Source organism: Methylobacterium sp. AC690 (assembly GCF_979256535.1).
Genome location: NZ_CEEDOX010000025.1, coordinates 23,431 through 50,288 on the forward strand (window position 1 = coordinate 23,431; position 26,858 = coordinate 50,288).

Here is a 26,858-nt window from a genome sequence, read left to right on the forward strand (position 1 = left end):
CGCCTACCGGTGCGGGGTGAAGACCCGGCCGAGCGACGCCGGGGCGAGGGAGCCGCCCTGGCGCCTGCCGAGGGAGAGCAAGACCAGGGCCAGGATGGTGGCGAGGTAGGGCAGGGCGGAGAGGAGTTGTCCCGGCAGGCCGATGCCGGCGGCCTGAGCGTTGAGCTGGAGCACCGTGGCGCCGCCGAACAGCATCGCTCCCGCCAGCACCCGGAGTGGGCGCCAGGAGGCGAAGACCACGAGGGCGAGGGCGATCCAGCCCCGCCCGGCCGTCATCGCGGGTGCCCAGAATGGGGTGTAGGACAGCGACAGGTAGGCCCCGGCGAGGCCTGCGCAGGCCCCCCCGAACAGCACGGCACGGAATCGGACCGTGCGGACCTGGAGCCCGAGCGCATGCGTCGCGGTGTGGTCGTCGCCGATGGCCCGCAGGATCAGGCCGGTGCGGGTGCGCCAGAGGAACCACCACACCCCCGCCGCCAGCGCGAAGGCGAAGTAGACGAAGCCGTCCTGCCCGAAGACCAGACGTCCGATGCCGGGAAGATCCGTGAGGCCAGGCAGGTCGAGATGCGGCGCCGGCTCGCGCTTCAAGCCGACATAGGACGCGCCGACGAGGCCCGAGAGACCGAGGCCGAGGATCGTCATGGCGAGGCCGGAGGCGACCTGATTGGCACTCAGGACCACGGTGAGAAGCCCGAACAGGGCCGCGAGGGCGAGGCCTGCCCCGGCCCCGGCCGCCGCGCCCACCAGGGTCGACCCGGTTTCCACCGCCACGGCGAAGCCGGCGGCCGCACCCAGCACCATCATGCCCTCGACGCCGAGGTTGAGGACGCCCGCACGCTCGACGACGAGTTCGCCGAGGGCCGCGATCATCAGCGACGTGGCGGCGGCGATGATGGTGACGAGCACCATCTGCAGGATGTCGAGGCTCACGCGGCAGCTCCCGGCACGAGGCGGACCCGGTAGCGCGACAGGGCGTCGGCTCCGAGCACCAGGGCGAGGAGCAGGCCCTGGAAGGCACGCGTGAGGTCGAGGGGCAGCTTCAGGTCGATCTGCGCGCCCTCGCCGCCGATGGTGGTGAGGGCGATGACGAGGGCGGCGACCAGGATTCCCACCGGAGAGAGTCGCCCCAGGAACGCGACGATGATGGCGGTGAACCCGTAGCCGGGCGAGATCGAGGGCTGGAGCTGGCCGATCCTGCCCGCCACCTCGGAGATGCCCGCGAGGCCCGCGGCCGCTCCGGAGACGGCGAAGACCGCCAGGGTCAGGCGCGCATCGCTGAAGCCGGCGAAGCGCGCCGCGCGCGGGCTCGCGCCCACCACCCGAACGGTGAAGCCGAACAGGGTCCGGGCGAGCACCAGCGTGGCGAGGCCGAGGACCACCAGTGCGATGGCCACGCCGGCATGCAGGGTGTCGCCCTCCATCAGGTAGGGCAGGCGCGCCGCTTCATCGAAGGGGACGCTCTGGGGGAAGTTGAAGCCGGCCGGATCCCGCAAGGGCCCCCGCGCCATGTAGTCGAGCAGCAGTTCGGCGACATAGACCAGCATCAGGCTGGTCAGGATCTCCGAAACCCCGAGGCGGACCTTCAGCAGGGCGGGAATCAGCGCGTAGAGCAGGCCCGCCAGTGTCCCGACGACCAGCATCAGGGGCAGTACCCAGGCGGTGTTGCCGGTGGCCCCGTGGGTGGCGACGCCGATCCAGCCGCCGAACAGGCCGCCCATGACGAACTGTCCCTCCGCCCCGATATTCCAGATGTTGGCACGAAAGCAGAAGGCGAGGCCCGTGGCGATGAGGGCGAGCGGCGCGGCCTTGATGGCCACCTCCTGCAGCGACCAGACCTCACTCAGGGGCGCCACGAAGTACGTCACGAAGGCGGCGGCCGGAGATCGGCCGAGGGCGGATACCACGAGGCCACCGACCACCAGGGCGGCCAGGAAGGCCAGGATGGGCGAGAGCGCATCCAACAGGGCCGAGCGGTTGGCGCGCGGCGTCAGGTCAATGCGCATGGGTCGGCACCCAGGGGGCGTCCGCAAGGACCGATGCGGGCGGCGGAATGCGCGCTGGCTCCGACCCACCCATGAGCAGGCCCAGGGTCTCACGCGTGGTTCCGGCCGCCGGCACGGCCGGCGACAGTGTGCCGTCGTGCAATACCGCGATCCGCCCGGCGATCGCGAACAGTTCGTCGAGGTCCTGGCTCATCACCAGCACGGCGGTGCCCCGCTCCGCCAGGTCGAGGAGCGCCTGCCGGATATGGGCGGCGGCCAGGGCGTCGACGCCCCAGGTCGGCTGGTTGACCACGAGGATGCCGGGTTCGGCCAGGATCTCGCGCCCCATCAGGTACTTCTGCAGGTTGCCGCCCGACAGGGTACCGGCGGTGGGATCGGACCCCGCCCCGCGCACGTCGAAGGCGTTGATGACGGCGCGGGCGAGGGATTTCGCGACGGCGCGACGCAGGAAGCCGAAGCGGCTCAGGCCTGCCGTGGCGTGACGCGACAGGATCGCGTTGTCGGACAGGCTCAGGGTCGGGGCTGCGCCGTGGCCGTTGCGGTCCTCCGGTACGAAGCCGGCGCCGCCCCGCCGCCGGGCCGTGATCCCGAGGCGCCCGGACATCACGCCGTCGAACCGCACCATTTCGGGCTCGGACGCCAGGGTCTCACCAGAGAGGGCGTCGAACAGCTCCGCCTGCCCGTTGCCGGCGATTCCGGCGATGCCCACGATCTCACCGCCGCGCACGCTGAGCGAAACGCGGTCGAGGGCGGTGCCGTGCAGCCCGGGAGCGGGGAGGGTGAGCCCGGACAGGACCAGACGCGCGGGTCCGGCTGCCTGCCCGGTGGGCGGCTTTACCTCGCCCACCTGCGCCCCCACCATCATGGCGGCGAGCGACCGGGCGGTCTCGGCGCGCGGGTCGCAGGTTCCCACCACCCGGCCGCCGCGCAGGATGGTGGCACGCGCGCAGAGCCGGCGCACCTCGTCGAGGCGATGGGAGATATAGAGCAGCGCCCAACCCTCGTCGCGCAGGCGCTCCAGCACGCCGAACAGCAGGTCTGCCTCGCCGGGCGTCAGCACCGAGGTCGGCTCGTCCAGGATCACGAGGTGCGGGTCCTGCAGGAGGCAGCGGATGATCTCGATGCGCTGGCGCTCGCCGGCCGAGAGCGACCAGACGGGCCGATCCGGGTCGAGGTGCAGCCCGTAGGTCCCGCCGACCGCAGCAATGCGCGCTTTCAGGGTCCGTCCCCGTAAGGCCCGCGGCATGACCAGGGCGATGTTCTCGGCGACCGTCAGGTTCTCGCACAGGGAGAAGTGCTGGAACACCATGCCGATGCCCAGCGCCCGGGCCGCCTCCGGATTGGCGAGGCGCACGACGTCGCCGCGATGGGTGACCACGCCTTCGGTGGGCTCCAGGAGCCCGTAGAGAATCTTCATCAGGGTCGACTTGCCGGCGCCGTTCTCGCCGAGCAGGGCATGGATTTCGCCGGCCCGGATCTCCAGGTCGATCCCGTCATTGGCCGTGAAGTCGCCGAAGCGCTTGACGATGCCGTAGGCGCCGAACAGAGGCGTCGGCCCCTCCGTTCGGGCCGGGGGGACGACCGGGGTCACCCTAGAGGGTTCCGAACAGGGTGCGGGCGAGACGGGAGTGGGCCTCGCGCAGCTGCTCGGTCTCGATTCCGAGGGGTTGGCCGTCGACCACGCGCCAGGAGCCTGCCACCATCACGCGGTCGGCCCGGTGCGCGCCGCAGAGAACCAGGGCAGCCAGCGGATCGTGCGCGCCGGAAAAGCGCAGTTCGTCGAGGGTGAACAGCGCCAGATCCGCCTCGCAGCCCTCCGCGATCCGGCCGATATCGGTCCGTCCAAGGCAGGCGGCGGACCCCTCCGTCGCCCAGCGCAGGGCGTCGAGATGGGTCACGGCCTCGGCCCCATAGGTCAGGCGGTTGATCATCAGGGCGTGGCGGACGCCCTCCATCAGGTTCGAGCTGTCGTTCGAGGCTGAACCGTCGACTCCGAGGCCGACGGGGCTGCCGGCGGCCTCCAGCTCGCAGGTCCGGCACTGGCCGGAGGCCAGCGTCATGTTCGAGGTCGGGCAGTGACATACGCCGACGCCGGCCGCCCCGAGACGCTTCACCTCGGCGTCATTGAAGTGGATGCCGTGGGCAAGCCAGGTGCGCGGGCCCATCCAGCCCACCTCCTCGAGGTAATCCACCGGGCGCTGGCCGAACAGCTCGACGCAGTAGCGGTCTTCGTCCAGCGTCTCGCCGAGATGGGTGTGCAGGCGGCAATCGTGGCGCTTGGCCAGCGCCGCGCTCTCGCGCATCAGCCGCTTCGTCACGTTGAAAGGCGAGCAGGGGGCCAGCCCGATCTGTACCATCGCGCCGGGCTTGGGGTCGTGGAACAGGCGCAGCACCCGCTCGCTGTCGGCCAGGATGGTGTCATCGTCCTGGGTCAGACATTCGGGCGGCAGTCCGCCGTCGCGCTCGGACAGGCTCATCGAGCCGCGGGTGACGAAGGCGCGGATCCCGACCGGCCCGGCCTCTTCGACCTGGATGTCGACGGAGGATTCCAGCCCCTTGGGAAAGAGGTAGTGGTGATCACCGGCCGTGGTGCAGCCGGAGAGCAGCAGCTCGGTGTAGGCGAGCCGGGTCGCCAGCCGGAACGCCTCGGGGGTGATCCTGTCCCAGACGGTGTAGAGCGCCTTCAGCCACGGAAAGAGCGGTTTGTTGATCGCCACCGGATGGGCGCGGGTCAGCGTCTGGAAGAAGTGGTGGTGGGTGTTGACGAGACCTGGGATGACCACGTGACGGCCGGCGTCGAAGGTCTCGTCCACGGGCGCAGCGGGCGTCGCCCCGGCCCGGACCCGCTCGACGATGCGGGAGCCCTCGACGACGAGGCCACCGCCGGATTCTGGTGCCAGGATCGCCAGAGGATTGCGGATCCAGAGGCGCTTCGATGGGCTGGACTCGACCATATCGTCCGTTATCTCCCTGGGCTCGCATCGGCTGCCGTCCCGTGCGGGCATCATGCATCGTGATCGAGGATCGGTCGAAGCGCGACACCGGGCTTCTAGAACACGTGGAAGGCCACGCCGGCCAGGAAGCTCTTCTCCTCCGTGCCCTTGAAGTCCGCCCGCTCGATGTTACCGAATTTGTTGTGCCAGTACTGGAACCCGATGAACACATCGACCCGGTTGGGCTGATCGTAGATCAGCTTGCCGACATCGAGAACCAAGTTGGTCCGCGAGAGGAATTCCAGGCCCGTTTTCGGGTTGAAGGCGAACGCCCCCGGATCGTTCACGCCCCGACCCTTGGGCAGGACGATGTTGTTGAAGCCGGCGATGCTCAGGGGCAGGCCCGTGAAGGTCAGCGGGAAGTTGTAGACGATCTCGAACTCGGGCACGGTGTCGAAGCTGACGTCGCGGTTGGGCGCCACGTTGAAGCCGTTGCGGTTCCACTCCTTGTAGGCCTGCACCGAGGCGTTGAGGAAGCCGACCGGGACGTCGAAGGCGAAGTTCAGACCGCCCACCACGTCGCGCTTCTTCGAGCCGAAGGCGTCGTTCTGGGCGTTGGCGTCGAAGCCGAAGGCGAGCGAGACGTCCTTGATGAGGCCTGGCACGACGAAGGCCTTGGTGCCGGTCAGCGCGTTCAGGCTCAGGGTGCCGCGGTAGAGGCCGTAGGCCTCGGTGTTTCCAGAATCGGAGAAGGTCGGCACGCCGAAGCCGTCGGTGGTGCCGGCCGGGAACTGGGCGCCCGACTTGAGGATGTCGAGGGAGAAGAAGTTCGTCCCGTACGCCCAGGCATCGGCGTGCGAGATGTTGAGGATGTGCTTGGGAGCATCCTGGTTGCGGAAGCTGCCATCGGCGCGCTGGACCTGGCTGCCCGGGTTGGCCGCGGGGAACTGGTAGCGGTAGCTGACCTGGGTGTCCGAGAACAGGAAGAACGAGGACGGACCCTCCGGCGGGGCGGCCGGAGGCCTCTTGTCGAGGTCGGCGGCCAGGGCGGGCGTGAGGGCGGCCAGGCCCAGGGCGACAGCCGTCAGGGGTCTTAGAAATGCTGTGATGGTCATAACGTCCCCCAAGGGCTTGGACGCCCAGTTGCCGGCATCACAGCAACCGATGTGCCAGGGGCGATCGCCGCAAAGGGGTCGCGGGCGATTGGCGTAATTCCGCAACACTCCGAGACGCGGCCGGCAGCGGCAGGGCAGGGCAACGGGGGAAACCCGCGCCCTTCCCCTCACCCGCGCGGTCCGAAAGCGCGGTAACGAACCCGCCGGCAGGACGACGGAGTCTCGGAAGCCCACGGAGCCCCGGAAGCCCACGGGGTCCCGGAAACATCGCAGGCGCGTCCGCCGCGCCGCACGTCGGCCTCGCTCCTAGGCATCGCCCCCTGCGGTGCGAGGCTGGGTACAGCGCCGGAACGGTCCCCGGCCTGCATCGGAACGATGCCGCATCGCGAAGCACTCAGGCGTGCCCATCGTCGATCCTGCCGCCATGATCATCCGCAGGTTCGCGGCGGCCGCACGGTCCTTGCATCCGTCGCGCCGACGCTCCTCCGGCCCGGTATCCCGGCATGCCCCATATCCTCGCGGCCGAGCCCGCCCCCCTGACGATCGATCCGGCGACGACCGCGCTGGTGGTGATCGACATGCAGCGCGATTTTCTGGAGCCGGGCGGCTTCGGTGAAAGCCTAGGCAACGACGTGTCGCTCCTCCAGGCCGCCGTGCCGCCGATCCGGGCCGTCCTCACCGCGGCCCGGGGCGCAGGGCTTCTGGTCGTGCATACGCGGGAGGGCCACAAGCCGGACCTGTCCGATGCGCCGCCGGCCAAGCTGGAACGGGGCGAGCCCAGCGCACGGATCGGCGCTCCGGGCCCGATGGGCCGCATCCTGATCCGCGGCGAGCCGGGCCACGGCATCGTTCCCGCATTGGCACCGATGCGGGGCGAGGTGGTCATCGACAAGCCGGGGAAGGGCGCTTTCTACGCCACGGATCTCGGTGCGGTCCTGGCCGCCCGCCGCATCGCGACCCTGCTCGTCTGCGGAGTCACCACCGAGGTCTGCGTGCACACCACGATCCGAGAGGGCAACGACCGCGGCTATCGCTGCGTGGCGGTCGGGGATGGCTGCGCCTCCTACTTCCCCGAATTCCATCGTGTCGGCCTCGCGATGATTGCCGCACAGGGTGGAATCTTCGGCTGGGTCGCCTCCTCGGCGGCGGTGATCGCAGCCCTGAGCGGCACATCCTGAGATTCGTCGGACACGGGGAGAACCGAACCTTCGGGCCTGCGGAGCGCGTTGCCGGAAAGCCGCAGGATCGGCCCGGCCCGCGCTCCGGGGCCGTCGCCCGGCCTGACGCTTGCTTCCGGCCCCGACGACGCGGCACCTTCGTCAAACTCATCCTGTCTCGCCGGGCCGGCCGAGTCCCCCCTTTAGTCGGGATCACCCTCACGCGGAGACGCGACATCTTTAGGAGACAGCGCATGTCGGAGCGCAACGATCCACCGGCCGATGGCCTCGACGCCTACATCGAGGCAGCGGCCGGGCTGCTCGCCATCCCCCTCGATCCAGCCTGGATCGGCGCCATCGGAAGCAACCTCGCGGTCCTGCGCGCGGCCGCCGCGCATGTGGCCGCGTTTTCCCTGCCCGACGAGGTGGATGCCGCCCCGGTCTACGAAGCATGAACGGTCCGGACACGATGCACGATCCGAGCACGATGACGGCCGAGGCGCTGGCGGCGGCGTTTCGGGATGGGACGACCAGCGCCCGCGCGAACGTCGCCGCGACCCTGGCGCGCATCGCGCGGGTCGACGGTGCGGTGAATGCCTTCACGGACATTCTCGCCCCGCGCGCCCAGGCCCGGGCCGAGGCCCTGGATGCGGCCCGCGATCGGGGCGAGACCCTGGGTCCGCTGGCCGGCGTGCCCTTCGCGGTCAAGAATCTGTTCGACATCGCCGGTCTGCCGACCCGCGCCGGTGCGAAGATCAACCGCGATCGGGCCCCGGCGGAGCGCGACGGCGCCCTGGTGCGCCGGCTCGAGGCGGCGGGCGCGATCCTCGTCGGCGGCCTCAACATGGGCGAATACGCCTACGATTTCACCGGCGAGAACGTCCATGACGGATCGACCCGGAACCCGCACGCTCTCGATCACATGTCCGGCGGCTCGTCCGGAGGCTCGGGCGGGGCGGTCGGGGCCGGGCTGGTGCCGATCGCCCTCGGCTCCGACACCAACGGCTCGATCCGCGTCCCCTCCACCTTCTGCGGCTGCTTCGGCCTCAAACCAACCTACGGTCGCCTGAGTCGGGCGGGCAGCTTTCCCTTCGTCGGCAGCCTCGACCATGTCGGACCCATGGCGCGCAGCGTCACGGACCTCGCCCTGAGCTACGACGCCATGCAGGGGCCGGACCCGGACGACCCGGTGGCTACGACGCGACCCGCAGAGCCGGCTCTGCCTCACCTCTCCGACGGGCTGGGGAACCTGCGCGTCGCGGTGGCGGGCGGCTACTTTGCGCGCGGTGGCGACGCCGAGGCGTTCGCAGCGGTGGCCGCCATCGCCCGGGCCCTCGGCGTCACGCGCAGCGTCGAAATTCCGGAGGCGGCCCGTGCCCGGGCGGCGGCCTACCTCATCACGGCGGCCGAAGGAGCCGCGCTCCATCTCGATCGCCTGCGGACCCGGGCGGAGGATTTCGATCCGGCCGTACGCGACCGGCTGATCGCCGGGGCGATGATCCCGGCCCCGATGGTCGAGCGGGCGCAGCGTTTCCGCCGCTGGTACCGGGCCGCCGTCCTCGAACTGTTCCGCGAGGTCGACGTGATCCTGGCCCCCGCCACGCCTTGCCGGGCGCCCCGTTCAGGCCAGACCACCTTCGTCCTCGACGGGGTGACTCTGCCGGTGCGGGCCAATATCGGGGTGTTCACCCAGCCGATCTCTTTCATCGGCCTGCCGGTGGTGGCTGTCCCCGTGCGCCTGGACGACGGCCTGCCCCTCGGTGTCCAAGTCATCGCCGCTCCTTGGCGCGAGGCCTACGCCCTGCGCGTAGCGCACCAGTTGGAGCGGGACGGCATCGTCCGCGCGCCCGTGGCGAACCTGTGAGCGAGACCGCGATGATCATCGACGATCCGGCCGTGAAGGCCGAGGTGGAGGCCGCCTTCGCGGCCTACGAGGCGGCCCTGGTGGGCAACGATGTGCCGACGCTGGAGGCCCTGTTCCATGATGATGCGCGCACGATCCGCTACGGTGGGGCCGAGAACCTCTACGGGATGGAGGCCATCCGCGCGTTCCGTCGGGCACGGTCGCCCGAGGGCCTGGCGCGCGACCTGAGAGACACCGTCATCACCACCTACGGGTCCGATACCGGAATCGCCATGACGCTGTTCACCCGGTCGAGCGCCCCGGGGCGTATCGGACGCCAGAGCCAGACCTGGATTCGCTTCCCCGACGGCTGGAAGGTCGTCGCGGCCCATGTGAGCACGATCACGGGCTGATCTCCCTCCACCGCGGCGGATCAGGTGCCGTCCAGTGCCTTGGAGAGGCGGCGCACACGGCCTCCGCGCTTCTCGTAAGCGAAGAGGGAGGACAGGGTCTGCCCATCCGGCACGGACGCGTCGATCGAGGCGGCCTCACCCTCTGCCACCGCGGGCATCCGGGGCTGGATTTCGGCCGACGGTACCGAAGAGCGGGGTGGAGGTAGGCGCAGGCTGGCGCGCTGCACCACCTCACGGTCCCGCTCGATCTGGGCGGCCGTCTCGGCATCGGTCCGGACCAGAGCCTGGACCCCATCCCGGAATCGAAGCTCGACGGACCAGGTCGGCCGCGCGTCGCCCCCGAGGACATCGAGGCCGGCATGCATGAGAGACGCGGCGAGGCCGAGCGGGTTCGGCAGGGGACCGGTGGCCACCAGAGCGTCCCGCAATCCCCGGGCGATACCGGTGCGACGCGGAACCACCTGCTCAGGCGGCGCGAGCGTCAAGGTCTCCAAGTCCTCGACCCCGCGCAGGCTTCCATCGGGCAACCCGAAGACGCCGAATTCGTAAGATCCCGGCCCGGCGCCGAACGTTCCGGATATGATCTGAATGGCGATCATCGATACTTTCCGTCCGGACCATCCCCCGCGCTGAGGCGGTCGTCCGTCAACACCAAACGCCGTCCCCTCTCGCGAAGTCCTGTGTCGGAAACAGGGCCGCGGGCGCGAGACGGCTCAGGCGCATCGCGGCCCCTTCGAAAATCCCCTTCGATCCTTGACAGGCCGGGATCCAAACTTGCCAAGGACGTCCAGCTTCCCGATCTTGAGGTCCCCCGAGCATGCAGGTGATTGAGACGGAGATTCCGGCGGTCCGGCGGGTGGTGTCTCCGCGCTTCGGCGATGCGCGGGGCTGGTTTTGCGAGACGTACCGGGCGGACATCCTGGCCCGGGCCGGCATCGCGGATGTGTTCATCCAGGACAACCAGTCCTTTTCCGCCCCGCGCGGCACGGTGCGGGGCCTGCACTTCCAGCGCCCTCCCATGGCCCAGGCCAAGCTGGTCCGGGTGCTCGCGGGGGCCATCCTGGACGTCGCCGTCGACCTGCGGCGCGCCTCGCCCACCTACGGCCGGCACGTGGCCGTGCGCCTCGACGCGCAAGCCGGCGAGCAGCTCTACATCCCGGTCGGCTTCGGGCACGGCTTCTGCACCCTGGAACCCGACACCATGGTGGCCTACAAGGTCGCCGGCGGGGTCTACAGCCCCGAGCACGATGGCGGCCTGCTCTGGAACGATCCGGCACTCGGCATCGCCTGGCCGGTGAGCGAGGTCGAGGCCCAGCTCTCGGCCAAGGACCGGATCGCCCCGCGCCTGGCCGATCTTCCGCCGCTTTTCTGAAGCTCTTGCGGCAGGATACGACCGGATCCGGTTCCGCTGTTCCCCGCGATCGCCCCCCGATCGCCTTCACGAGAGACCTTTCATCCCATGCGCATCTTGGTGACGGGCGGCTGCGGCTTCATCGGATCGGCCCTGGTGCTGCACCTGGTGCAGGAGCTCGGGCACGAGGTGGCGACGCTCGACGCGCTGACCTACGCGGCCAACCCGATCTCGCTCCAGCCGCTGGCGGACAACCCGCGCCACCGCCTGGTGGAGGCCGACATCTGCGACCCGGGGGCCGTGCACGCCCTCTACGCCGCGTTCCGGCCCGAGGCCGTGATGCACCTGGCCGCCGAGAGCCATGTCGACCGCTCGATCACAGATCCGGGTGCCTTCATCCGCACCAACGTGGTCGGCACCCAGGTCATGCTCGACGGAGCCCGCAGCCACTGGGACGGGCTGAGCGGCGAGGCCAAGGCGGCCTTCCGCTTCCTGCACGTCTCCACCGACGAGGTCTACGGCTCGCTGCCGCCGGACGGCTTCTTCACCGAAGCCAGCCGCTACGACCCGCGCTCGCCCTACTCGGCCTCCAAGGCCGCCTCCGACCACCTGGCCCGCGCCTGGCACGAGACCTACGGCCTGCCGGTCCTGGTGACGAACTGCTCGAACAACTACGGCCCGCGCCACTTTCCCGAGAAGCTCATCCCGCTGATGATCCTCAACGCCCTGGAGGGCAAGCCGCTGCCCGTCTACGGCGACGGCCTGAACGAGCGCGACTGGATCCACGTGGAGGACCATGCCCGCGGCCTCGTGGCGGTGCTGGAGAAGGGGCGGATCGGCGAGACCTACCTGCTGGGCGGGCGCGCGGTGCGCAACAACCTCGCCGTCGTCAAAGCGCTCTGCGCCGCCTTCGACCGCCTGCGCCCGGACCAGGCCCCCCACGACCGGCTGATCACCTCCGTCGCCGACCGGCCCGGCCACGACCGGCGCTACGCCATCGACCCGTCCAAGGCCGAGGCCGAGCTCGGCTGGCATCCGACCAAGGACTTCGAGCGGGCCCTGGAGGAGACCGTGCGCTGGTACCTCGCCAACGAGGCCTGGTGGCGCCCGATCCGCGAGGGCCGCTACACCGGCGAGCGCCTCGGCCTGGGCACAGCCCCCACCGGCCGCGCCTGAGCCGATGCCCGAACCCATGGACATCCTCATCCTCGGCGGGGCCGGCCAGGTCGGCACCGAGTTGCAGGCACCGGCGCTCTGGGAGGCGGGCACCCGCCTGCACGCCCCGAGCCGCACGGCGCTCGACGTCACCGACGCGGACGCCATCGACGCCGCCCTGAGCGCGCGCCCCTACGCGGCGGTGGTCAACGCGGCCGCCTACACCGCCGTGGACCGGGCCGAGAGCGAGATCGCCGCGGCCTGGGCCCTGAACGCGGTGGCGCCGGCACTCCTGGCCGCCGCCACCGCCCGGGCCGGCATCCCCCTCGTGCACGTCTCCACCGACTACGTCTTCGACGGCCGCGCCGAGGCCCCCTGCACCCCCGATACGCCGATCGACCCGCAGAGCGTCTACGGCGCCAGCAAGGCGGCCGGCGAGATCGCGGTGCGCAGCGCCAACCCGCGCCACGCCATCCTCCGCACCGCCTGGGTGGTGAGCCCGCACCGGAGCAACTTCGTCAAGACGATGCTGCGCCTCGCCGCCGAGCGCGAGCGCCTCAGCGTGGTCGACGACCAGCACGGCAGCCCGACGAGCGCGGGCGACCTCGCCGCCGGCCTGGCCCAGATCGCCGAGGCGCTGGCCCGCGATCCTACCGCCCCCACGGGCACGCATCACTTCGTCAATGCGGGCGCCACCACCTGGTGCGGCTTTGCTCGGGCCATCGTGGCGGGCGCGGCCCGGCGCGGCGCCCGCGCGGTACCGGTCGACGCCATTCCCACCAGCGCCTTCCCGACTCCGGCCCGCCGGCCCGCGTACTCGGTGCTCTCGACCGCGAGCCTCACGGCCGCCTACGGCCTGAGGCCGCGGCCCTGGGAACGGGCCCTCGACGACATCCTCGACCGGCTGGTCGGCCCCGAACGAACAACGACGGAGACACAGTCATGAAGGGGATCGTTCTGGCCGGCGGCACGGGCACGCGCCTGCACCCGGCCACGCTGTCGATCAACAAGCAGCTGCTGCCGGTCTACGACAAGCCGATGATCTACTACCCGGTCTCGGTGCTGATGCTGGCGGGCATCCGCGAGATCCTGATCATCTCCTCGCCCGAGCACCTGGACAACTACAAGCGCCTGTTCGGCACCGGCGAGCAGTTCGGGCTGTCCTTCAGCTACGCACTCCAGCCCCGGCCGGAAGGGCTGGCCCAGGCCTTCCTGATCGGGCGCGACTTCGTGGGCGCGGGCAGCGTGGCCCTGGTGCTCGGCGACAACCTGTTCTTCGGCTCGGGCATGCGCGAGATGCTGGCCCGGGCGCGGGCGCGCGAGAGCGGCGCCACGGTGTTTGCCTACCACGTCGACGATCCCTCGGCCTACGGCGTGGTGACCCTCGGCCCGGACGGACGGCCCCTGCGCCTGGTCGAGAAGCCGGTGGAGCCCGAGAGCCCCTGGGCGGTGACGGGGCTGTACTTCTACGACAACCAGGTCCTCGACATCGCCGCGGCGGTGACGCCCTCGGCCCGGGGCGAGCTCGAGATCACCAGCGTCAACGAGGCCTATCTCGAGCGCGGGCAGCTGCACGTGGAGCGCATGAGCCGCGGCTATGCCTGGCTCGACACGGGCACCCATGACAGCCTGCTGGAGGCGGCCGAGTTCGTGCGCACGCTCCAGCACCGCCAGGGCCTGCAGGTGGCCTGCCTGGAGGAGATCGCCTACCTGCAGGGCTTCATCGGCAAGGACCAGCTCGTCGCCCGCGGCAAGCTCTTCGCCAAAACCGCCTACGGACAGAACCTCCTCAAACTCGCCCAGGAAGACCCAAAAGGACTCCTGACTCGTTGAGGCGCACACAGGACCGGAGCGGGGAGGGGCCTCCCCGAAGCGGGGACGGTCGGGTATAGGAGCGAAAATGGACAACATCATTCGCCCCACCTTCGGCGCCCCACGCCGCACGGAAGCAACCGATCCCCGTCGCGTCCAGGTCCTGACCCAGCGCGTCTACGGCGAGGCGCATGGCTGCCGCGTCTGCCTCGTCCACGACGAGAGCGCTCCGGAGGGCGATGTCTACAAGGTCGTGGTCGGGTTCCTGACGGACGACGAAGTGAGCACCGTGGCGATTCTCCCGGCCACGCCGGAGGGGGATACCGATTGCGAGATCGTCGCCCTGGCGATCCTGCGCACCCTCGGCATGATCGAGGCCCGCCTGGAGCCGCCGGGCAGCGCCTGAAGCAGTGCGAATCACCTCATGAGCAAGCGTTCAGATGTGGGCTTGCATCGGTCCGGAAAGCCATGCTATCGCCCCTGCACCGGAACGGACCGGGTCTCAACCGCCAGCCCTCGGCAGCGCCTGCGACGAACAACCGGATCCTGCCTCGTGCCACGCGGGGATGTTGGGGGATAGTTTAACGGTAGAACAGTGGACTCTGACTCCTCTAGTCCAGGTTCGAATCCTGGTCCCCCAGCCACTGATTTAACTACGCTTTTTCCACTTCAGTCTGAGAACAGTTAGGCCCTGTCGGGCATCTGGTCGGGAAAAGCTGTTCTGGTTTCGAGCTTCCTGATGGCCGCGATGGCAAGCGCCGGATCACGGCTCAGGTAGTGAGCATCCAAGACCGAACGTCGTTCAACGAGTGCCCGGTCAGCGTCGCGATCTCCGCCTCAGAGCATCCAGCCAGTGCTAGGCGGCTCACAGCAGTTCCGCGTAGGTCGTGGAAGGTCAGACCTGCGATGCCGCACGCCTTGCAGGCCTTCCCCCACGAGGAGCGAAAGCCATCGCTGGTCCAGGGCCGATCCTCCGAGTTGAGCAGGATCACCGGGCTGTGGCGCGGGGCGGCGTTAAGAGCCAGCTTCTGCACGCTGCTGACTGGAATCACGACACGTGCACCGGTCTTTCCCTGCTGCAGGCGGATCGTGTTGCCGTCGTAGGCGCCCCAGGGAAGCCGCAGGAGGTCGCCTTGTCGCTGGCCGGTCCAGAGGCCAGGATCAGCGGTAAATGCAGGTGAGGGGGCGCCGAGGCGAGGAACGCGGCCTCGTCGGCATCGCTCCAGACCTTGTCCGTCCGCGTCGCTCGGTAGAGGCGGCCACCCTTCTCGCAGGGGTTGGCCAGGATTAGCCCGCGGTCGAGCGCCCAGGAGAGGACACGGGCAAGGACGCTCCAGGCATAGTCGGCCTGTCGGCGTGAGCGGAGAGCGAGGCGATCCCGCCAAGCCATGAATGGGAGACAGCCGGCGGCGTCGGCGCCGCGATGGTTCATGCAATCCGTTCCGTCGTTCCTTTCCGCGCCTGCGCCACGGTCAACCACACGGCCGAGACCAGGAAGTAGAAGCCGCCGAACGCGGCGTAGGGAGCGATGTCCGTGATCGCCGGCATCAAGGCACCGTTCGCCTTGAGGATGAAGTGCGTGCCTGCAAGGGCCGACTGCGCTCCGCTGAGCGCCATCGCCCACTGTGCGCCCGCCTGCCAGCGCCGCACGCCGGTCGCGAGTTGCAACAGGCCGGAGAGGATCGCCCAGATCCCGAACACCGCCAGCACCGCGTGCATGCCCCATCCGAGCGCGAGCGCCACTGCGACGGCGACGACGGTGCTGGCGGCCGCGTTGAGGGCTTGGCTGGGATTGGCACCCAAGCCGCCGCTGTGGCGCGCGTCGATGACGTTGGCGACGGCATCCCAGGCGGGATAAGCGACCAGGAGCGCCGCCGCGGCCGGCGGCATGGCCTTGCCGATGGTGAAGGCGGCAGCGACCCAGCCGACGGATATTCCGGCACGGAGGAAGTGATAGGAACTCAGCCAGCGCGAAGTGTCATGGCCGGGTCTTTGGATAATCGTCATCGTGGTTCCCTTTGGGTGCGCGGCAAGGCGGAGGATCGGCACGACCCGCAATCACGCGGAGGACGCCGGCGACCGAAACGCCGGACTTCGTGGAAACGGTGTTTTTCCAGGGGGATATGCCTCGCTTCGGAAGGCACTTTTACAAACGGACGCCGATGGCACCCATGACCGGATCGCTGGAAAACTTGACCGTTCCTCCGGAGGATGGACCGAGCGTCGCCGGCGACCTCCTCTCCCTCGTCCTGGCGCAGATCAGGCTCACCGGGGACCACGTCCGGTCCCATGAAGTCGAGCGGTCAGGGATCTTGGACCTGGAGGTTGGGGCCGCCCATGTCCTCGTGGTCGCCGAGGGTTCCCTTCACGTCGAAGGCAATGGCGCGAAACGCGTCGTCATCGACACAGGCGATCTCGTGCTTCTGCCCCGCGGGCTCGGAGGGGCTAGGCTAGTGGCGTCCGCCGCGCGCGCCTCGGTGATCGTCTGTCGGTTCTGGTTCGATCCCCACGCCCTGCGCGGCATGGTCTCGGCCCTGCCCGGGCGCATCCACATCCGGCGCGATGAGGGGGCGGGGTGGCTGGAAGGCATCGTACCCTTCCTGATGGTCGAGGTGACCGACGATGAGCCCGGCGCGGCCCTGATGATCTCGCGGATCATCGACGTCATCGTTATCCGCACTCTACGGACTTGGGTGCGGCGCGGGCACACCACCGGATGGCTGGGAGGGCTTTCGGATGCCCGCATCGCCCGAGCGTTGAAGGTCATACACGAGCGTCCATCACGTCCTTGGGGCGTCGAGGCCCTGGCGGACGCGGCCGGCATGTCACGGTCGAGCTTCTGCGACCGGTTCACGGCGCTCGTCGGTCGCTCGCCCCTACGCTACCAGAACGAGTGGCGGCTCACGCTCGCCCGGGACATGCTGCTCGCCCGCGAGGCGCGTGTTGGAGAGGTCGCATTGCGCGTCGGCTACGCGTCGGAGGCAGCCTTCAGCCGCGCCTACAAGGCCATGTTCGGATACCCGCCGCGGGACGAACCTGCGCCGCCGAGCGGTTCCGGATCGCGCGAGCAGGACGGTGGTTTGCGGCAGGGGGCTGAGCGGGTCGAACCCACGCCTACGTCCGCTTTTGCGCGGCCATCATAGCAGTCTGTACGGCTCGGCTGGCCGACGCCGGCCTGTCTGCTCTATGACCGGGTTGGGTGGAAATCTGCTGGTCCGCCTTCGGGTATAAAGCCCGTAAAAAGGACGTCCCATGTCCGGCAGAAGCTGGCTGGAATGGAACGCCTGCTGCGAAGCAATACTCTCAAAGTGCGCGCAAATTCTACTCCGTTGCTTCTTGAGACTGCGGATCCGTGCGATCGCCGCTTCTGCTACTTCAAAGCGTCCACGACGGCGTCGAAGAACACCTGAGGCGGTATCAGCTGAAGGTTCTGAGGTTTTGAGGCCGCGCTCGTTACGGCGATCACGACGCGCTCCTTGGGGTCGATGTAGACGAACTGGCCGAAGATGCCCTGGGCCATGAATGCTCTGTCGGCCCGTGCCGGAGCCGAGGTGGCGATCCACCACATGTAGCCGTAGTCCAGCGGAGCGCCACCCTTCAGGATCTTGGCGGTGCTAGCTTCCTGCAGCCATCCGTCGGGCAGGATCGACCTGCCCTCGACCACGCCGCCGTCGAGGTAGAACTGGCCGAACCTCGCGAAATCGCGCAGCGTCGCCGACAGGCCACTGCCGGCGATCTCAAGCCCGCCGGGCGAGTCCAGCCACCATCTGGCCTCGACCTCCATGCCGTAGGGCTTCCAGATCTTTTCCGAAAGGTAGTCGGCGAGAGGACGCTTGATAGCGCCATGAAGAATCTCGCCAGCCACCTGGGTCTCACCGGTGCTGTAGTTAAACTTCGTTCCGGGCTCGACCGCGCGGGGCAGCTTCGCCATGACATCCATGGCGGCGTCGCGCTGCTGAGATTCCTGCGCCTTGAGGAGATCGCGCCGGTCGGATCCAGGATCGGTGTAGGCCTCGTTCCACTTCGCGCCGGACGACATCATTAGCACATCGCGGATGCTTACGCCGTCGTAGGCGCTACCCTTGAGCCGCGGCACGTACTTCGTCGCCGGCTCATCCAAGCTTTCGATGAGACCCTCTTTGACCGCTACGCCGATCAGTGTCGACGTGACGGACTTGGCAATCGACATCGAGGTCCAGCGGGTGCCCGGCGTGTTGCCGAGCTGGTAGGTCTCGTAGGCGACTTCGCCGTCCTTCAGGACGATCATGCCGGATACCCGATCTACAGCGAGGAAGTCGGTGAGGTCGTAAGTCCGGTTGCCGACGGCGAACCTGATCTGTCCGAGCTGCTTCCGCGCGATCCGAAAGGCGGCCGGCCGTGCGGAGGCCGCCACGGCCCGCGTCGGAAACAGACTGTCAACGTTGCGGAGGGTGTTCACGGTCAGATCCGGCGTCAGCAGGCCATCGTAGGCTGCTGGCCCGTGCCGATCGTCTCCGTGGCATGGGCGTAGCTTCCGCCGCCGCCGGCATGCGCGGAGGATGCGGCATGGAGCGCGAGCGCCGCGAGTATGCCGCCCATTAAAGCTGGGATCCTTCCGGGATGGATGCTGGCCTTTCCGGCTCTGCCACGTCGTGTTCCGTCCGATGTCCTTCGGTAGCTGAGCATTTCTATCCTCCCAGGATATCAAGTCCCATTTTCCGTCCGAGAGGTGCGACCACTCCCGGAGCGGATCCGTAGCGCGCGACCACGGGGCTTGATGGGGTGGACGGCCCCCGCCACGGCATCGCCGTGCCAAGATGAGGTCGTTGATCTCATCGACAGGAGCCGTCCATGGCACAGGTAAGCACCATCGGCCTCGATCTGGCGAAGAACGTGTTCCAAGTTCACGGCATCAATGCGCAGGGCAAGGTCCTCGTGCATTGGCCCCGTGTCGACATCGGCTCGCCAGCATCGGCGGCCTACCCGACCACCGTCTTCGGGTCCCGATGCCCGCTTTGGTCCATAATGCACGTGGGATCCACGCCTGGGCTTACACTTTCCGTGATGTATCCAGCCCGAAACGCGTGAGCCCTGAAGGTCGAGCCATCGGGAGTAGTCGGCTGCTCAATCTGAAAGAGGCGCGATCCCCCGGCGATCCGTAATAAAACCTGGTGATTGCTGGAAAAAGACGTCTCAGTCAGCCGATAAAGGGTGGCAGCTCTCTTCGTGTTGGAGGAATTGGTGGCAGGGTGGCGTTTCCAGCGGCTGTTCTGCGACAGCCGCGCTCACCATCGATGTCCTCGCATGATTTTACAATCGCATATGTCTCCAGGTGAGGGCAGGAAAACGCAAGTCGTCGGTATCGACCTGCTGCGGTTCCTCGCGGCCAGCGCCGTCATGCTGTTCCACCTCGCTTGCACGTCCTGGATCATTCCCTCCAGCGAGGCGATGATGCTCCTTGATGGCAAGGCCCGTTTCCCGGACCTGCTCGAACTCGCCGCCGTCGGCTGGATCGGCGTACCGATCTTCTTCACGATCTCGGGCTTCGTCATTGCCTACTCGGCCGAAGGCGCGACGCCGGAACGCTTCCTGCGCAGCCGCCTCCTGCGCCTGATGCCGGGCGTCTGGATCTGCGCGACGATCTCTTTCCTCCTCGCGCTAGCCTTCTTGCCGCTCTCGGCCACGGCTATGACCCTGACCTACCTCCGCACCCTCGTGCTGTTTCCCGTACCTACCTGGATCGACGGGGTCTACTGGACGCTGGCCATCGAGATCGCCTTCTACGCGGTCGTCTTCACGCTGCTGCTCCTGCAAGCCGGGCATCGCTTGGAAATCGTCATGACAGTGGTTGGTCTGATCTCCACGGCAATCTGGATCGCGGCCTCGACGCCTTGGCTGCCTGGTCTCGATGTCCTAGCGAGCAAGCGTATCGCCAAACTGTTGTTGATCACCCATGGCTGCGACTTCGCGCTGGGTGTCCTCGTCTGGCTGATGGCGTTCCGCGGCATCACTGGACAGCGTCTCGTCGTATTGTGCCTCTGCAGCCTCGGCAGCCTTCTGCAGATTGCCTACGACGCTCGAGCAACTGAGGCGGAACTTGGGATACAGACTTTCAACTACGTTCCCGAGCTGGTCTTCGTTGGCTTCCTCACGTTACTCGCGGCCTGCCTCGTGCTCGATCGACAGCTACACGCTCTCCTCGGGCAACGCGGTGCTGCCTGGGTACGAACGATCGGCTTAGCGACCTACCCGCTCTATCTCCTGCACACCTTCGTTGGCGTTCTAGCTATGCGCTTCGCTCTGGGCGTCGGCCTACCACTTTTGGCGTCGCTTCTGTTTGGTATGAGCACGGCGTGCTTAGCCGCGATTGCCGTGGCAACCCGTGTCGAACCGGCCTTACGAATGTGGTTCGGCTGGATTGTTGACCGGACGCTCGCACACTTGACGCGCAGCTTTCGCGCTTGGCGTGCTGCAAGCCAGATCTAGTCCGGCATCAAAAACAAAGTTATGTAGATTAAACGATCGTATTCCTGACATTTAGCGCCTTCCGCCTTCGGCCCGATCTGGACGTAGGTCACTTCGACGACCGCGTCGCGTGGCCCGTACTGGGGAAAGTTTGGTCGACATTGCGGCGGGCATTACCCGACCTCGCCGGTATCAACTGGCGAGGCATCCCCTGGTCCTATCGTAAGCGCAGGAGCTTCGCCATGAGTGGGTTCCGCCCGCAGCAATGGGTGGTTCGAGCCATCTTCGGTACGCTGGCGGCCCTTGGGTTGCTACGCGTCGCCGTCGCGCTCCATGCCTTGCAGATGGGAGAGGAGACCGCCCTGTTGACCCTGCCCCTGGGCGTCATCTTCCCCGTTGTTCTCGTCGCGGCACTGCTCAGGATGCCGCCCACCCGCACGCGGGAAGGGCTCCTCATGCGCCTCGCCACCGCCGCGCATCTTACGCTGATCGTGGCGGTCCCTTCGCTCGCACTCCCGCTCGCGCTCGGCTTGCCGGTCGTGTTCCTCCTGGTCGAGCTGTTCGTGACACGCATCCCGCCGACTTGGCGTGACCGTGTCGTGCGCGCGGTACTGGCGTGATCGCTTCCTATCTTCCGAACGGCGCATGGCCCGAACCAGCCCTCTGGGCGCTGCGCTGGGCTTTGTTTCTGGGGCCGCTGGCTGGCGCTGGCTGGTTGATGAAGCGGGAGGGCGACGACCGCCGCCGGATCGCGGCGCTCTTTGCCCTACTCTACGGCATGGGAACGATCTTTGTCGCCCATCAGGTCGCCCTTGCTGCCGGGTGGTGGCACTACGGGGGCGGCGCCCTGATGCTGGCAGGCATGCCGTTCGATATCCTGCTTGGAGGAGCCTTGCTGTTCGGCCCCGTGCTGTTCCTCGCGGCGCCGCAGACCAATCCCGTCCTGCTGGCTGGTTCGATCGTCGTCTGCCTCCATGCGCCGCTGTTCTCGTCGTTGCGACCGTTCGTGCATGCAGGCTCAGATTGGCTCACAGGCGTACTCTTCGTCTTCCTGATCGCACATATCCCGGCGCTCTTCCTCGCACGCTGGACCGCCGAGAACCGCAGGCTCGGTGCACGCGTCACCCTGCTCGCCTTCGGCTATGGCTGGCTTGCTTTCGCGCTCCTGCCGACCCTCATCATGCGGGCCATGGGTGGGTCCTGGAGCGATGTGCCGAGGACACCCTGGATCCTCGTGACCGCGGCAATCGTCGCCGCGCCTTTGCTCCTGTTGGGAGCAACCGGCGCGCACCTCTTCGCCCTCCGCGGCGGCGGGACGCCGATCCCCCTCGATCCTACCGTTCGGCTCGTCCGGGGTGGGATCTACGCCTACATCCGCAATCCGATGCAGACCTGTACGGCCGCGCTCTGGCTGCTCATGGGCGCCGTCCTCGCAAACCCCTGGGTCATGGCAGCGGCCGCCATGGCGCTCGTCTTCGTCCTCGGCATGGTCCGATGGCACCACCGATACGACCTCCTCGAGCGCTTCCCCGCCGATTGGCTGGCCTATCGCGAGGCCGTTCCGGAGTGGTGGCCGCGCTGGCACCCATGGACGGTCGAGCCGGCACGGTTCGAGTTCTCACCCACCGTGTCATGGCAGCCGCTCCTCGCCGCTTGGCTCGAACGGCGAGTCAGGGGCCTGGACGTCCGCCCGGGCACGACTTTGCGGTACGTCGACGGGTCTTACGCGGCCCAAGGTCCAAACGCGGTCGCCTGGGCCCTGTCGCATATCAATTTCGCGGCCGTCCTCCTCGGTTCGGCGTTGCTGCTTGTTCTGGCCCCCTTCTCGACGCGCTCGCCTGTGCGCGAGGCCAAGGAGCGCCGCCTTGTCTGACGCCCCCCCGCTGCGTGCCGCTACGCCGTTCAGCCCTACCCTCGGCACCGATCACCTGCTCCGCCTGCGCCGCGATCCCCTGGGCTTCTACGACGACATGAAGGCCCGGCACGGGGACGCCGTGCGCCTGAGGCTCGGGCCCTACCGGCTCTGGCTGCTGTTCCATCCCGACCACGTCGAAGCCGTGATGGCCAGGCAGGCCCAGGAGTTCATCAGGTTCGAACGGCTGATGCGGATCCTGCGCCAGTGGAACGGCGAGAACGTTCTGACGGCGGATGGACCGGCCTGGCGCGAGAGGCGCCGACACGTCCTGCCGGTCTTTGCGACCCGAAACCTGTCGGCCTATGCCGACGCGATCGCCCGACGCGCGACCGCCTTCTCCGAAGCGATCGCAGCGGGCGAGCCGGAGCCTGTCTTCGACGTCGACGTGGCCATGGGCCACTTCATGCTGGATGTCGCCCTCACCACCATGTTCGGGGCGGTCCCAGACCATGCTGTGCTCGACGAGATTGGCATCGCCGTGCGGACCCTGTCCGAGATCGCTTACCGCGAAGCGACCACGCCGATCGTCCTGCCGGATGGTCTGCCGACACCGGCCAAGCGGCGGAAAAGGTGGGCGATGGACACCTTCGGGCGCTTCGTGCGCGACCTGGTCGTCGCACGCCTCGCCGATGGTGCGTCCGCCGGGATCGACCTCCTCGGCACACTCGTTGCCGGTCGAGAAGATCAGCCCGATGCGATCCGCGACGATGTCGCTGGCCTTCTCATCGCCGGCCATGAGACTTCGGCCGCGGCTCTGACGTGGACATTCGCCTCCCTGGCGCCGCGGCCCGACCTCGTGAAGGCGCTCCGCCGGGAGATCGTCGCTGTCTGCAGGACAGGACCCGTTGCGGCAAACCACCTACCGGCTATGCCTCTCCTCAGCGGCACGGTCCGCGAGGTTTTGCGACTCTATCCGCCTGCCTACACGATGTTCCTACGCCGGGCGGTCCGAGACGTGACGATCGCCGGGCTGCCGGTGCGCCGGGGGGACGTTGTTCAGGTCGTGCCTTGGATCACCCAACGAGATGCGCGCTGGTTCCCCAATCCGGAGAGCTTTGATCCCCGCCGGTGGCTCGATTCAGACCATCAGCCTTTCACCTACTTCCCTTTCGGCGCAGGCCCTCGCGTCTGCATCGGACAGACTTTCGGGCTGATGGAAGTGTCGATCGCCATCGCCACGCTCGTTCGGACCTGGACGCCACATCCAGAGAGCGCCGATCCGGTCCCGGAGGCCCGTTTCTCTCTGCGCCCCCGTGGTGGCCTGCGGCAACGCTGGACGAGCGCAGTCGACTGACCTCAGTCGAGCTCGAACCGATGGCGCGCCTCTGCCGAGGGAACCTGACAGATCGTATGGTGCCCAAACCAGCGATACCGATTGCGTGCAATCCCGTCGTAAACGGCATCCCGCCACGATCGCGGCACCACGCGCAGATGTCGCAACCACCCCAGTGGCGCCCGCATGAGGCTCATGAGTTCGATCCAGGCATCGGATCGCGTCCAGGCCTGATGCCCTCGGACAACGAGGTAGGTCTTGTCCAGATCGCTCTCGGTCAAACCGTGACGAGACGCGAGCGCCCGTCCCATACGCGAGCGCGTGGTCGCAAACCGCAAATCCGGTGAACGCTCGTGGGTGAGTAGAACACCAACGAACCGATTGCAGAGGACGCATTCACCATCGAACACGACCCAGGGGCGGTCTTCCAAAATCAGCGACATAGAAAACGTGCCAGATGAAGCCTACCAGAGTACCATGACGCTGCCAGCAGGGTGCGTCCCTTCGGGACCATGCTCTCGTCGCTTCGCTCCCCGAACCCCATGAAGGGTTTCGGCCCTGCCGGTGACGATCACAGTTGTATCTTTGTAGCTCATCCGGACAGACTTTTTGGCGCGTCCGAGGTGTCCGCCAGGGCATGCCCTCGCGGACAGGATATTCTGCCTAACGTCGGATTTGAGAACGAACGGGTAGTTTCCGCTTACGACCCCCGTCGGTCATACGGCCATCTCCGAGCACTTCCTGAAAGCAGCCATCCAACCGTCAGGGCGTCCAGCGGTTGCGCTGTTCGTTAAAGGTACGCAGACGGGATGCCGCTACAAACCGAATGCAAGACAAACAGGACTGCTGACCCGCGAACGACCTTCACCGCTGTTACGCGCATGCAACACACTTCCTGCGAGACGCGACAGATTATAACGCTTCTAGATCTAGACTGAGATACATTCGAAGACCTCGAAGCTAGGCGTGTGTGCTCGGATCCCCGCGAGCTTGACCGCGTATGTTTCTGGACCGTAACGGACGGAATTGATCCAAGTTGGTTTGCGTCCGTGATCGTGTCGAGAAAAATGACCAAAAGAAGCACTACCCTGGCGGCGTCCGCTGCCTTCGTGCTTGTGGCGCAATCGGGTTCGTTGGTCAGTTTTGGGCCCAGTTCGGCCGTAGCCCAGCTCGCCGCAGATGCTTCACAAGAGGTGCAGCTCAACGAACTCTCGGTGGCCGGCATCGGAGGGCCTGCGGGCGGAACAGCACGCAAGGTCGATGGCTACCTTGCACGGGACAGCGTCAGCGCGACCCGCACCGACACGCCGATACGGGAGGTGCCCCAGACGGTCGTCGTCGTGCCGGATCGGGTTCTGCAGGACGCCGCCGCAACGCGGGTCGACACCGCCCTCGATCTTGCCGGCGTCGGCCGGGCCAACAACTTTGCAGGCCTTGGCCTGACGGAGTTCACGATCCGCGGCTTCAACACGGGCGAGTACTACCGCAACGGCTTCCCGATCAACCGGGGCTACCCGCCCTCGCCGGACGTGGTCTCCATTGAGCGGATCGAGGTGCTGAAGGGCCCGTCCGCCTTCCTCTACGGACGCGGCGATCCCGGCGGCACCTTCAACATCGTGACCAAACAGCCCTTGGCCGAGCGCGCCCTCGCGATCGGCACGCAGTTCGGAAGCTTCAACCAGAAGCGCAGCACCTTCGACGCCACTGGCGCCCTCGACGAGGAAGGCCGAGTGCTCGCTCGCGTCACGGGCGCCGTGGAGGACAACGGCAGCTTCCGCGACTTCGTGCACAGCGACCGCTACTACCTCGCTCCCGTCATCGCCTGGAAGCCGACCGCCGACACCACGATCACTTTGGAGGGCGAGTTTGCCAGCACGACCGCGACCTTCGACCGGGGCGTCGTGCCGATCAACGGTAACATCCGCGCCCTGCCGCGTAACCGCTTCATCGGCGAGCCTGGCATCCCGCCGGTGCGCAACGACAACGCCCTCGGCCAACTCCGCATCGAGCACAAGCTCGATCAGAACTGGGTGGTCACGGCCGGCGTCCAGGCTCTGGGTGGGAGCCTCGTCGGCGACGGCGTGGGCGCCATGAATGTCCTCAGTAATGGGCGTACCCTGCGCCGAACCTTCGAACATCGCGACTTGAGCTGGTCGGACCTCGACCTGCAGCTCAACCTCGCGGGCAAGTTCGAGACCGGCCCCTTTCGCCATACTCTGCTGATGGGCTTGGAGTACGACACGTACCGCTATCGCGAGATCTTCAACCGCTCGAACGCGAACCTCTTCCCCTTCACCCTCGACCTCCTTGCGCCCCGCTACGGGCAATCCACCCGGCCTCCTCTCGCCTCGATCACCAACTTCCTGCAGAACACCGAGAGCTTCGGCGGCTACGTTCAGGATCAGATCGACCTCACCCCACGCCTCCATGCCCTCCTGGGCGTGCGCGTGGAGAGCCTAGGCCTCGTCTCGACCGACTACCGCACCGGCCGCACCACGAGCCTGCAGGACACGGTCGCGACCCCGCGCTTCGGCCTTACCTACGATCTCACCGATGAGGTCTCGGTCTACGGCAGCTACGGCCGTTCCTTCCTGCCGAATACCGGCACGGATCGCTCGGGACGCCCCTTCGCTTTCCAGCAAGGCGAGGGCTACGAGGTCGGCACCAAGCTCAGCCTGCTTGACGGACAACTGAGCGCCACGGCGGCTCTGTTCGACATTCGGCGCACCAACGTCCTCACGGCCGATGAAGTCGATTTAAACTTCAGCGTAGCGGCCGGCGAGGTGCGCAGCCGGGGCTTCGACCTGACGGTCGCCGGGTATCTGGCACCCGGCTGGCGAATGATCGGCACCTACACCCATGCCGATGCCGCTGTAAGTCGTGACAACACACTGCCCGTGGGCACGCGGATCGCCAACATCCCTGCCGACACCCTCGCCCTGCAGAGTGTCTACGAGTTCCAACGGGCGGAGTTGCGTGGCCTCGGCCTCGGCGCTGGTGTGACCCATGTCGGTCAGCGCGTGGCCGGCACCGCCCTCTCGACTTTTCGACTGCCGGACTACACGGTCGTCAACCTGATCTCGTACTACTGGATCACTCCGCAGGTGCGGGTCTACCTCAACGTCGACAACCTGCTCGACACGAACTACTACGACCGCGCCTTCCAGAACCGCTACGCGACACCGGGTATGCCGCGCACGATCATGGGTGGTGTCGCAGCACGCTTTTGACCTCTATCGTTGCCAAGAAGGGGCTTCTGCGACGGATCGCCCATCTGTCTGGCGTCCACGACTACTGTAACGCTTGAATTGCCGGTAAGCAGACCAGCTGAAATCCACCCTAAGGAAACACGAGCAACTCTGGTCGGGGCAGACACCCACTCACCACCATATCTGGTAGGTGGCGAAATCGGTCGTTTTACCGACACAGATCACTATAGGCGGC

General features: G+C 67.5%; 27 protein-coding genes and 1 tRNA gene. 17 read left to right on the top strand and 11 right to left on the bottom strand.

Annotation, left to right across the window (positions count from 1 at the left end; genetic code table 11):
• Positions 1–3 precede the first annotated feature (3 nt).
• From AC0IY1_RS22760 to AC0IY1_RS22780, 5 genes are all read right to left on the bottom strand, one after another.
• Positions 4–930, bottom strand: coding sequence for an ABC transporter permease (locus AC0IY1_RS22760; protein WP_471772617.1), 927 nt, complete (start codon positions 928–930; stop codon positions 4–6).
• Positions 927–2,003 (bottom strand): ABC transporter permease, encoded by a 1,077-nt coding sequence (locus AC0IY1_RS22765; RefSeq protein ID WP_055958224.1) that lies wholly within the window; start codon positions 2,001–2,003, stop codon positions 927–929. Before AC0IY1_RS22765 ends, AC0IY1_RS22760 begins: the two co-directional genes overlap by 4 nt.
• The gene (locus tag AC0IY1_RS22770; RefSeq protein WP_471772619.1) at positions 1,993–3,594 is read right to left on the bottom strand and encodes an ABC transporter ATP-binding protein; all 1,602 of its coding nucleotides are present in this window, start codon (positions 3,592–3,594) and stop codon (positions 1,993–1,995) included. Before AC0IY1_RS22770 ends, AC0IY1_RS22765 begins: the two co-directional genes overlap by 11 nt.
• A 1-nt stretch (position 3,595) precedes the next feature.
• Positions 3,596–4,957 (bottom strand): 8-oxoguanine deaminase, encoded by a 1,362-nt coding sequence (locus AC0IY1_RS22775; RefSeq protein WP_471772621.1) that lies wholly within the window; start codon positions 4,955–4,957, stop codon positions 3,596–3,598.
• A 95-nt stretch (positions 4,958–5,052) separates the two neighbouring features.
• A complete protein-coding gene (locus AC0IY1_RS22780) occupies positions 5,053–6,051 on the bottom strand; it encodes a hypothetical protein (protein ID WP_471772623.1) in 999 nt (332 codons plus the stop codon).
• Positions 6,052–6,554: 503 nt separating this feature from the next.
• Between AC0IY1_RS22780 and AC0IY1_RS22785 the strand changes: the two genes are divergently transcribed.
• The 4 genes from AC0IY1_RS22785 (at position 6,555) to hpxZ (ending at position 9,464) form a co-directional block, all read left to right on the top strand.
• Positions 6,555–7,229: a cysteine hydrolase family protein gene (locus tag AC0IY1_RS22785; protein ID WP_055958214.1), complete on the top strand. Its 675-nt coding sequence runs from the start codon at positions 6,555–6,557 to the stop codon at positions 7,227–7,229.
• Between the two features lie 233 nt (positions 7,230–7,462).
• Positions 7,463–7,663 carry an AtzG-like protein gene (locus tag AC0IY1_RS22790; protein WP_471772625.1) on the top strand — a complete coding sequence of 67 codons (201 nt, stop codon included), beginning with the start codon at positions 7,463–7,465 and terminating at the stop codon, positions 7,661–7,663.
• Between the two features lie 14 nt (positions 7,664–7,677).
• A complete protein-coding gene (locus AC0IY1_RS22795) occupies positions 7,678–9,072 on the top strand; it encodes an AtzE family amidohydrolase (protein WP_471772689.1) in 1,395 nt (464 codons plus the stop codon).
• 11 nt (positions 9,073–9,083) lie between these two features.
• Positions 9,084–9,464, top strand: a complete 381-nt coding sequence (gene hpxZ, locus AC0IY1_RS22800) for an oxalurate catabolism protein HpxZ (RefSeq protein WP_055958727.1) — start codon at positions 9,084–9,086, stop codon at positions 9,462–9,464.
• 20 nt (positions 9,465–9,484) lie between these two features.
• On the opposite strand, the gene AC0IY1_RS22805 is transcribed toward hpxZ, so the two are convergent.
• Positions 9,485–10,063: a hypothetical protein gene (locus tag AC0IY1_RS22805; RefSeq protein WP_471772628.1), complete on the bottom strand. Its 579-nt coding sequence runs from the start codon at positions 10,061–10,063 to the stop codon at positions 9,485–9,487.
• A gap of 218 nt (positions 10,064–10,281) precedes the next feature.
• On the opposite strand from AC0IY1_RS22805, the gene rfbC reads away from it, so the two are divergent.
• The 6 genes from rfbC (at position 10,282) to AC0IY1_RS22835 (ending at position 14,426) form a co-directional block, all read left to right on the top strand.
• Positions 10,282–10,836: a dTDP-4-dehydrorhamnose 3,5-epimerase gene (gene rfbC, locus AC0IY1_RS22810; protein WP_471772630.1), complete on the top strand. Its 555-nt coding sequence runs from the start codon at positions 10,282–10,284 to the stop codon at positions 10,834–10,836.
• Positions 10,837–10,923: 87 nt separating this feature from the next.
• On the top strand, positions 10,924–11,991 hold the full coding sequence (gene rfbB / locus AC0IY1_RS22815) for a dTDP-glucose 4,6-dehydratase (RefSeq protein WP_471772631.1): 1,068 nt from the start codon (positions 10,924–10,926) through the stop codon (positions 11,989–11,991).
• A 16-nt stretch (positions 11,992–12,007) separates the two neighbouring features.
• Entirely contained in the window at positions 12,008–12,916 is a 909-nt protein-coding gene (gene rfbD / locus AC0IY1_RS22820; RefSeq protein ID WP_471772633.1) for a dTDP-4-dehydrorhamnose reductase, read from the top strand.
• A complete protein-coding gene (gene rfbA, locus AC0IY1_RS22825; protein ID WP_471772635.1) occupies positions 12,913–13,803 on the top strand; it encodes a glucose-1-phosphate thymidylyltransferase RfbA in 891 nt (296 codons plus the stop codon). The genes rfbD and rfbA overlap by 4 nt, the downstream gene beginning before the upstream one ends.
• Before the next feature lie 67 nt (positions 13,804–13,870).
• Complete coding sequence (locus AC0IY1_RS22830; protein ID WP_055955652.1) at positions 13,871–14,188, top strand: hypothetical protein; 318 nt, start codon at positions 13,871–13,873, stop codon at positions 14,186–14,188.
• Between the two features lie 164 nt (positions 14,189–14,352).
• Positions 14,353–14,426 (top strand) — tRNA-Gln (locus AC0IY1_RS22835).
• 126 nt (positions 14,427–14,552) lie between these two features.
• Here the strand turns inward: AC0IY1_RS22835 and AC0IY1_RS22840 are convergent.
• Positions 14,553–15,218: a tyrosine-type recombinase/integrase gene (locus AC0IY1_RS22840; protein ID WP_471772636.1), complete on the bottom strand. Its 666-nt coding sequence runs from the start codon at positions 15,216–15,218 to the stop codon at positions 14,553–14,555.
• Positions 15,211–15,789, bottom strand: a complete 579-nt coding sequence (locus AC0IY1_RS22845) for a DUF308 domain-containing protein (protein WP_471772691.1) — start codon at positions 15,787–15,789, stop codon at positions 15,211–15,213. Before AC0IY1_RS22845 ends, AC0IY1_RS22840 begins: the two co-directional genes overlap by 8 nt.
• A gap of 164 nt (positions 15,790–15,953) precedes the next feature.
• Between AC0IY1_RS22845 and AC0IY1_RS22850 the strand changes: the two genes are divergently transcribed.
• Complete coding sequence (locus AC0IY1_RS22850; protein ID WP_471772639.1) at positions 15,954–16,925, top strand: AraC family transcriptional regulator; 972 nt, start codon at positions 15,954–15,956, stop codon at positions 16,923–16,925.
• A gap of 227 nt (positions 16,926–17,152) precedes the next feature.
• Here the strand turns inward: AC0IY1_RS22850 and AC0IY1_RS22855 are convergent, their stop codons facing one another.
• Entirely contained in the window at positions 17,153–18,220 is a 1,068-nt protein-coding gene (locus tag AC0IY1_RS22855; RefSeq protein ID WP_471772641.1) for a serine hydrolase domain-containing protein, read from the bottom strand.
• A gap of 14 nt (positions 18,221–18,234) precedes the next feature.
• Positions 18,235–18,360: a hypothetical protein gene (locus AC0IY1_RS22860; RefSeq protein WP_471772643.1), complete on the bottom strand. Its 126-nt coding sequence runs from the start codon at positions 18,358–18,360 to the stop codon at positions 18,235–18,237.
• 252 nt (positions 18,361–18,612) lie between these two features.
• On the opposite strand from AC0IY1_RS22860, the gene AC0IY1_RS22865 reads away from it, so the two are divergent.
• The 5 genes from AC0IY1_RS22865 (at position 18,613) to AC0IY1_RS22885 (ending at position 23,435) form a co-directional block, all read left to right on the top strand.
• Complete coding sequence (locus tag AC0IY1_RS22865; RefSeq protein WP_471772699.1) at positions 18,613–18,849, top strand: hypothetical protein; 237 nt, start codon at positions 18,613–18,615, stop codon at positions 18,847–18,849.
• Between the two features lie 123 nt (positions 18,850–18,972).
• Positions 18,973–20,247, top strand: a complete 1,275-nt coding sequence (locus tag AC0IY1_RS22870) for an acyltransferase family protein (RefSeq protein WP_471772645.1) — start codon at positions 18,973–18,975, stop codon at positions 20,245–20,247.
• Between the two features lie 221 nt (positions 20,248–20,468).
• The gene (locus AC0IY1_RS22875) at positions 20,469–20,846 is read left to right on the top strand and encodes a hypothetical protein (protein WP_471772647.1); all 378 of its coding nucleotides are present in this window, start codon (positions 20,469–20,471) and stop codon (positions 20,844–20,846) included.
• Complete coding sequence (locus AC0IY1_RS22880; protein WP_471772650.1) at positions 20,843–22,099, top strand: methyltransferase family protein; 1,257 nt, start codon at positions 20,843–20,845, stop codon at positions 22,097–22,099. The genes AC0IY1_RS22875 and AC0IY1_RS22880 overlap by 4 nt, the downstream gene beginning before the upstream one ends.
• Positions 22,092–23,435 carry a cytochrome P450 gene (locus AC0IY1_RS22885; RefSeq protein WP_471772693.1) on the top strand — a complete coding sequence of 448 codons (1,344 nt, stop codon included), beginning with the start codon at positions 22,092–22,094 and terminating at the stop codon, positions 23,433–23,435. Before AC0IY1_RS22880 ends, AC0IY1_RS22885 begins: the two co-directional genes overlap by 8 nt.
• A 2-nt stretch (positions 23,436–23,437) precedes the next feature.
• On the opposite strand, the gene AC0IY1_RS22890 is transcribed toward AC0IY1_RS22885, so the two are convergent.
• On the bottom strand, positions 23,438–23,857 hold the full coding sequence (locus tag AC0IY1_RS22890) for a thiol-disulfide oxidoreductase DCC family protein (RefSeq protein ID WP_471772652.1): 420 nt from the start codon (positions 23,855–23,857) through the stop codon (positions 23,438–23,440).
• A 624-nt stretch (positions 23,858–24,481) separates the two neighbouring features.
• Between AC0IY1_RS22890 and AC0IY1_RS22895 the strand changes: the two genes are divergently transcribed.
• A complete protein-coding gene (locus AC0IY1_RS22895; protein ID WP_471772655.1) occupies positions 24,482–26,644 on the top strand; it encodes a TonB-dependent siderophore receptor in 2,163 nt (720 codons plus the stop codon).
• The last annotated feature ends 214 nt before the right edge of the window (positions 26,645–26,858 follow it).

Coding starts and splice junctions, on each gene's coding strand:
- AC0IY1_RS22860 (WP_471772643.1), bottom strand. CDS start 18,360: ATGGGCGGCATACTCGCGGCGCTCGCGCTCCATGCCGCATCCTCCGCG.
- AC0IY1_RS22790 (WP_471772625.1), top strand. CDS start 7,463: ATGTCGGAGCGCAACGATCCACCGGCCGATGGCCTCGACGCCTACATC.
- AC0IY1_RS22785 (WP_055958214.1), top strand. CDS start 6,555: ATGCCCCATATCCTCGCGGCCGAGCCCGCCCCCCTGACGATCGATCCG.
- hpxZ (WP_055958727.1), top strand. CDS start 9,084: ATGATCATCGACGATCCGGCCGTGAAGGCCGAGGTGGAGGCCGCCTTC.
- rfbA (WP_471772635.1), top strand. CDS start 12,913: ATGAAGGGGATCGTTCTGGCCGGCGGCACGGGCACGCGCCTGCACCCG.
- AC0IY1_RS22875 (WP_471772647.1), top strand. CDS start 20,469: ATGAGTGGGTTCCGCCCGCAGCAATGGGTGGTTCGAGCCATCTTCGGT.
- AC0IY1_RS22795 (WP_471772689.1), top strand. CDS start 7,678: ATGCACGATCCGAGCACGATGACGGCCGAGGCGCTGGCGGCGGCGTTT.
- AC0IY1_RS22780 (WP_471772623.1), bottom strand. CDS start 6,051: ATGACCATCACAGCATTTCTAAGACCCCTGACGGCTGTCGCCCTGGGC.
- AC0IY1_RS22845 (WP_471772691.1), bottom strand. CDS start 15,789: ATGACGATTATCCAAAGACCCGGCCATGACACTTCGCGCTGGCTGAGT.
- rfbD (WP_471772633.1), top strand. CDS start 12,008: ATGGACATCCTCATCCTCGGCGGGGCCGGCCAGGTCGGCACCGAGTTG.
- AC0IY1_RS22895 (WP_471772655.1), top strand. CDS start 24,482: ATGACCAAAAGAAGCACTACCCTGGCGGCGTCCGCTGCCTTCGTGCTT.
- AC0IY1_RS22890 (WP_471772652.1), bottom strand. CDS start 23,857: ATGTCGCTGATTTTGGAAGACCGCCCCTGGGTCGTGTTCGATGGTGAA.
- AC0IY1_RS22830 (WP_055955652.1), top strand. CDS start 13,871: ATGGACAACATCATTCGCCCCACCTTCGGCGCCCCACGCCGCACGGAA.
- rfbB (WP_471772631.1), top strand. CDS start 10,924: ATGCGCATCTTGGTGACGGGCGGCTGCGGCTTCATCGGATCGGCCCTG.
- AC0IY1_RS22850 (WP_471772639.1), top strand. CDS start 15,954: ATGACCGGATCGCTGGAAAACTTGACCGTTCCTCCGGAGGATGGACCG.
- AC0IY1_RS22775 (WP_471772621.1), bottom strand. CDS start 4,957: ATGGTCGAGTCCAGCCCATCGAAGCGCCTCTGGATCCGCAATCCTCTG.
- AC0IY1_RS22805 (WP_471772628.1), bottom strand. CDS start 10,063: ATGATCGCCATTCAGATCATATCCGGAACGTTCGGCGCCGGGCCGGGA.
- AC0IY1_RS22765 (WP_055958224.1), bottom strand. CDS start 2,003: ATGCGCATTGACCTGACGCCGCGCGCCAACCGCTCGGCCCTGTTGGAT.
- rfbC (WP_471772630.1), top strand. CDS start 10,282: ATGCAGGTGATTGAGACGGAGATTCCGGCGGTCCGGCGGGTGGTGTCT.
- AC0IY1_RS22865 (WP_471772699.1), top strand. CDS start 18,613: ATGGCACAGGTAAGCACCATCGGCCTCGATCTGGCGAAGAACGTGTTC.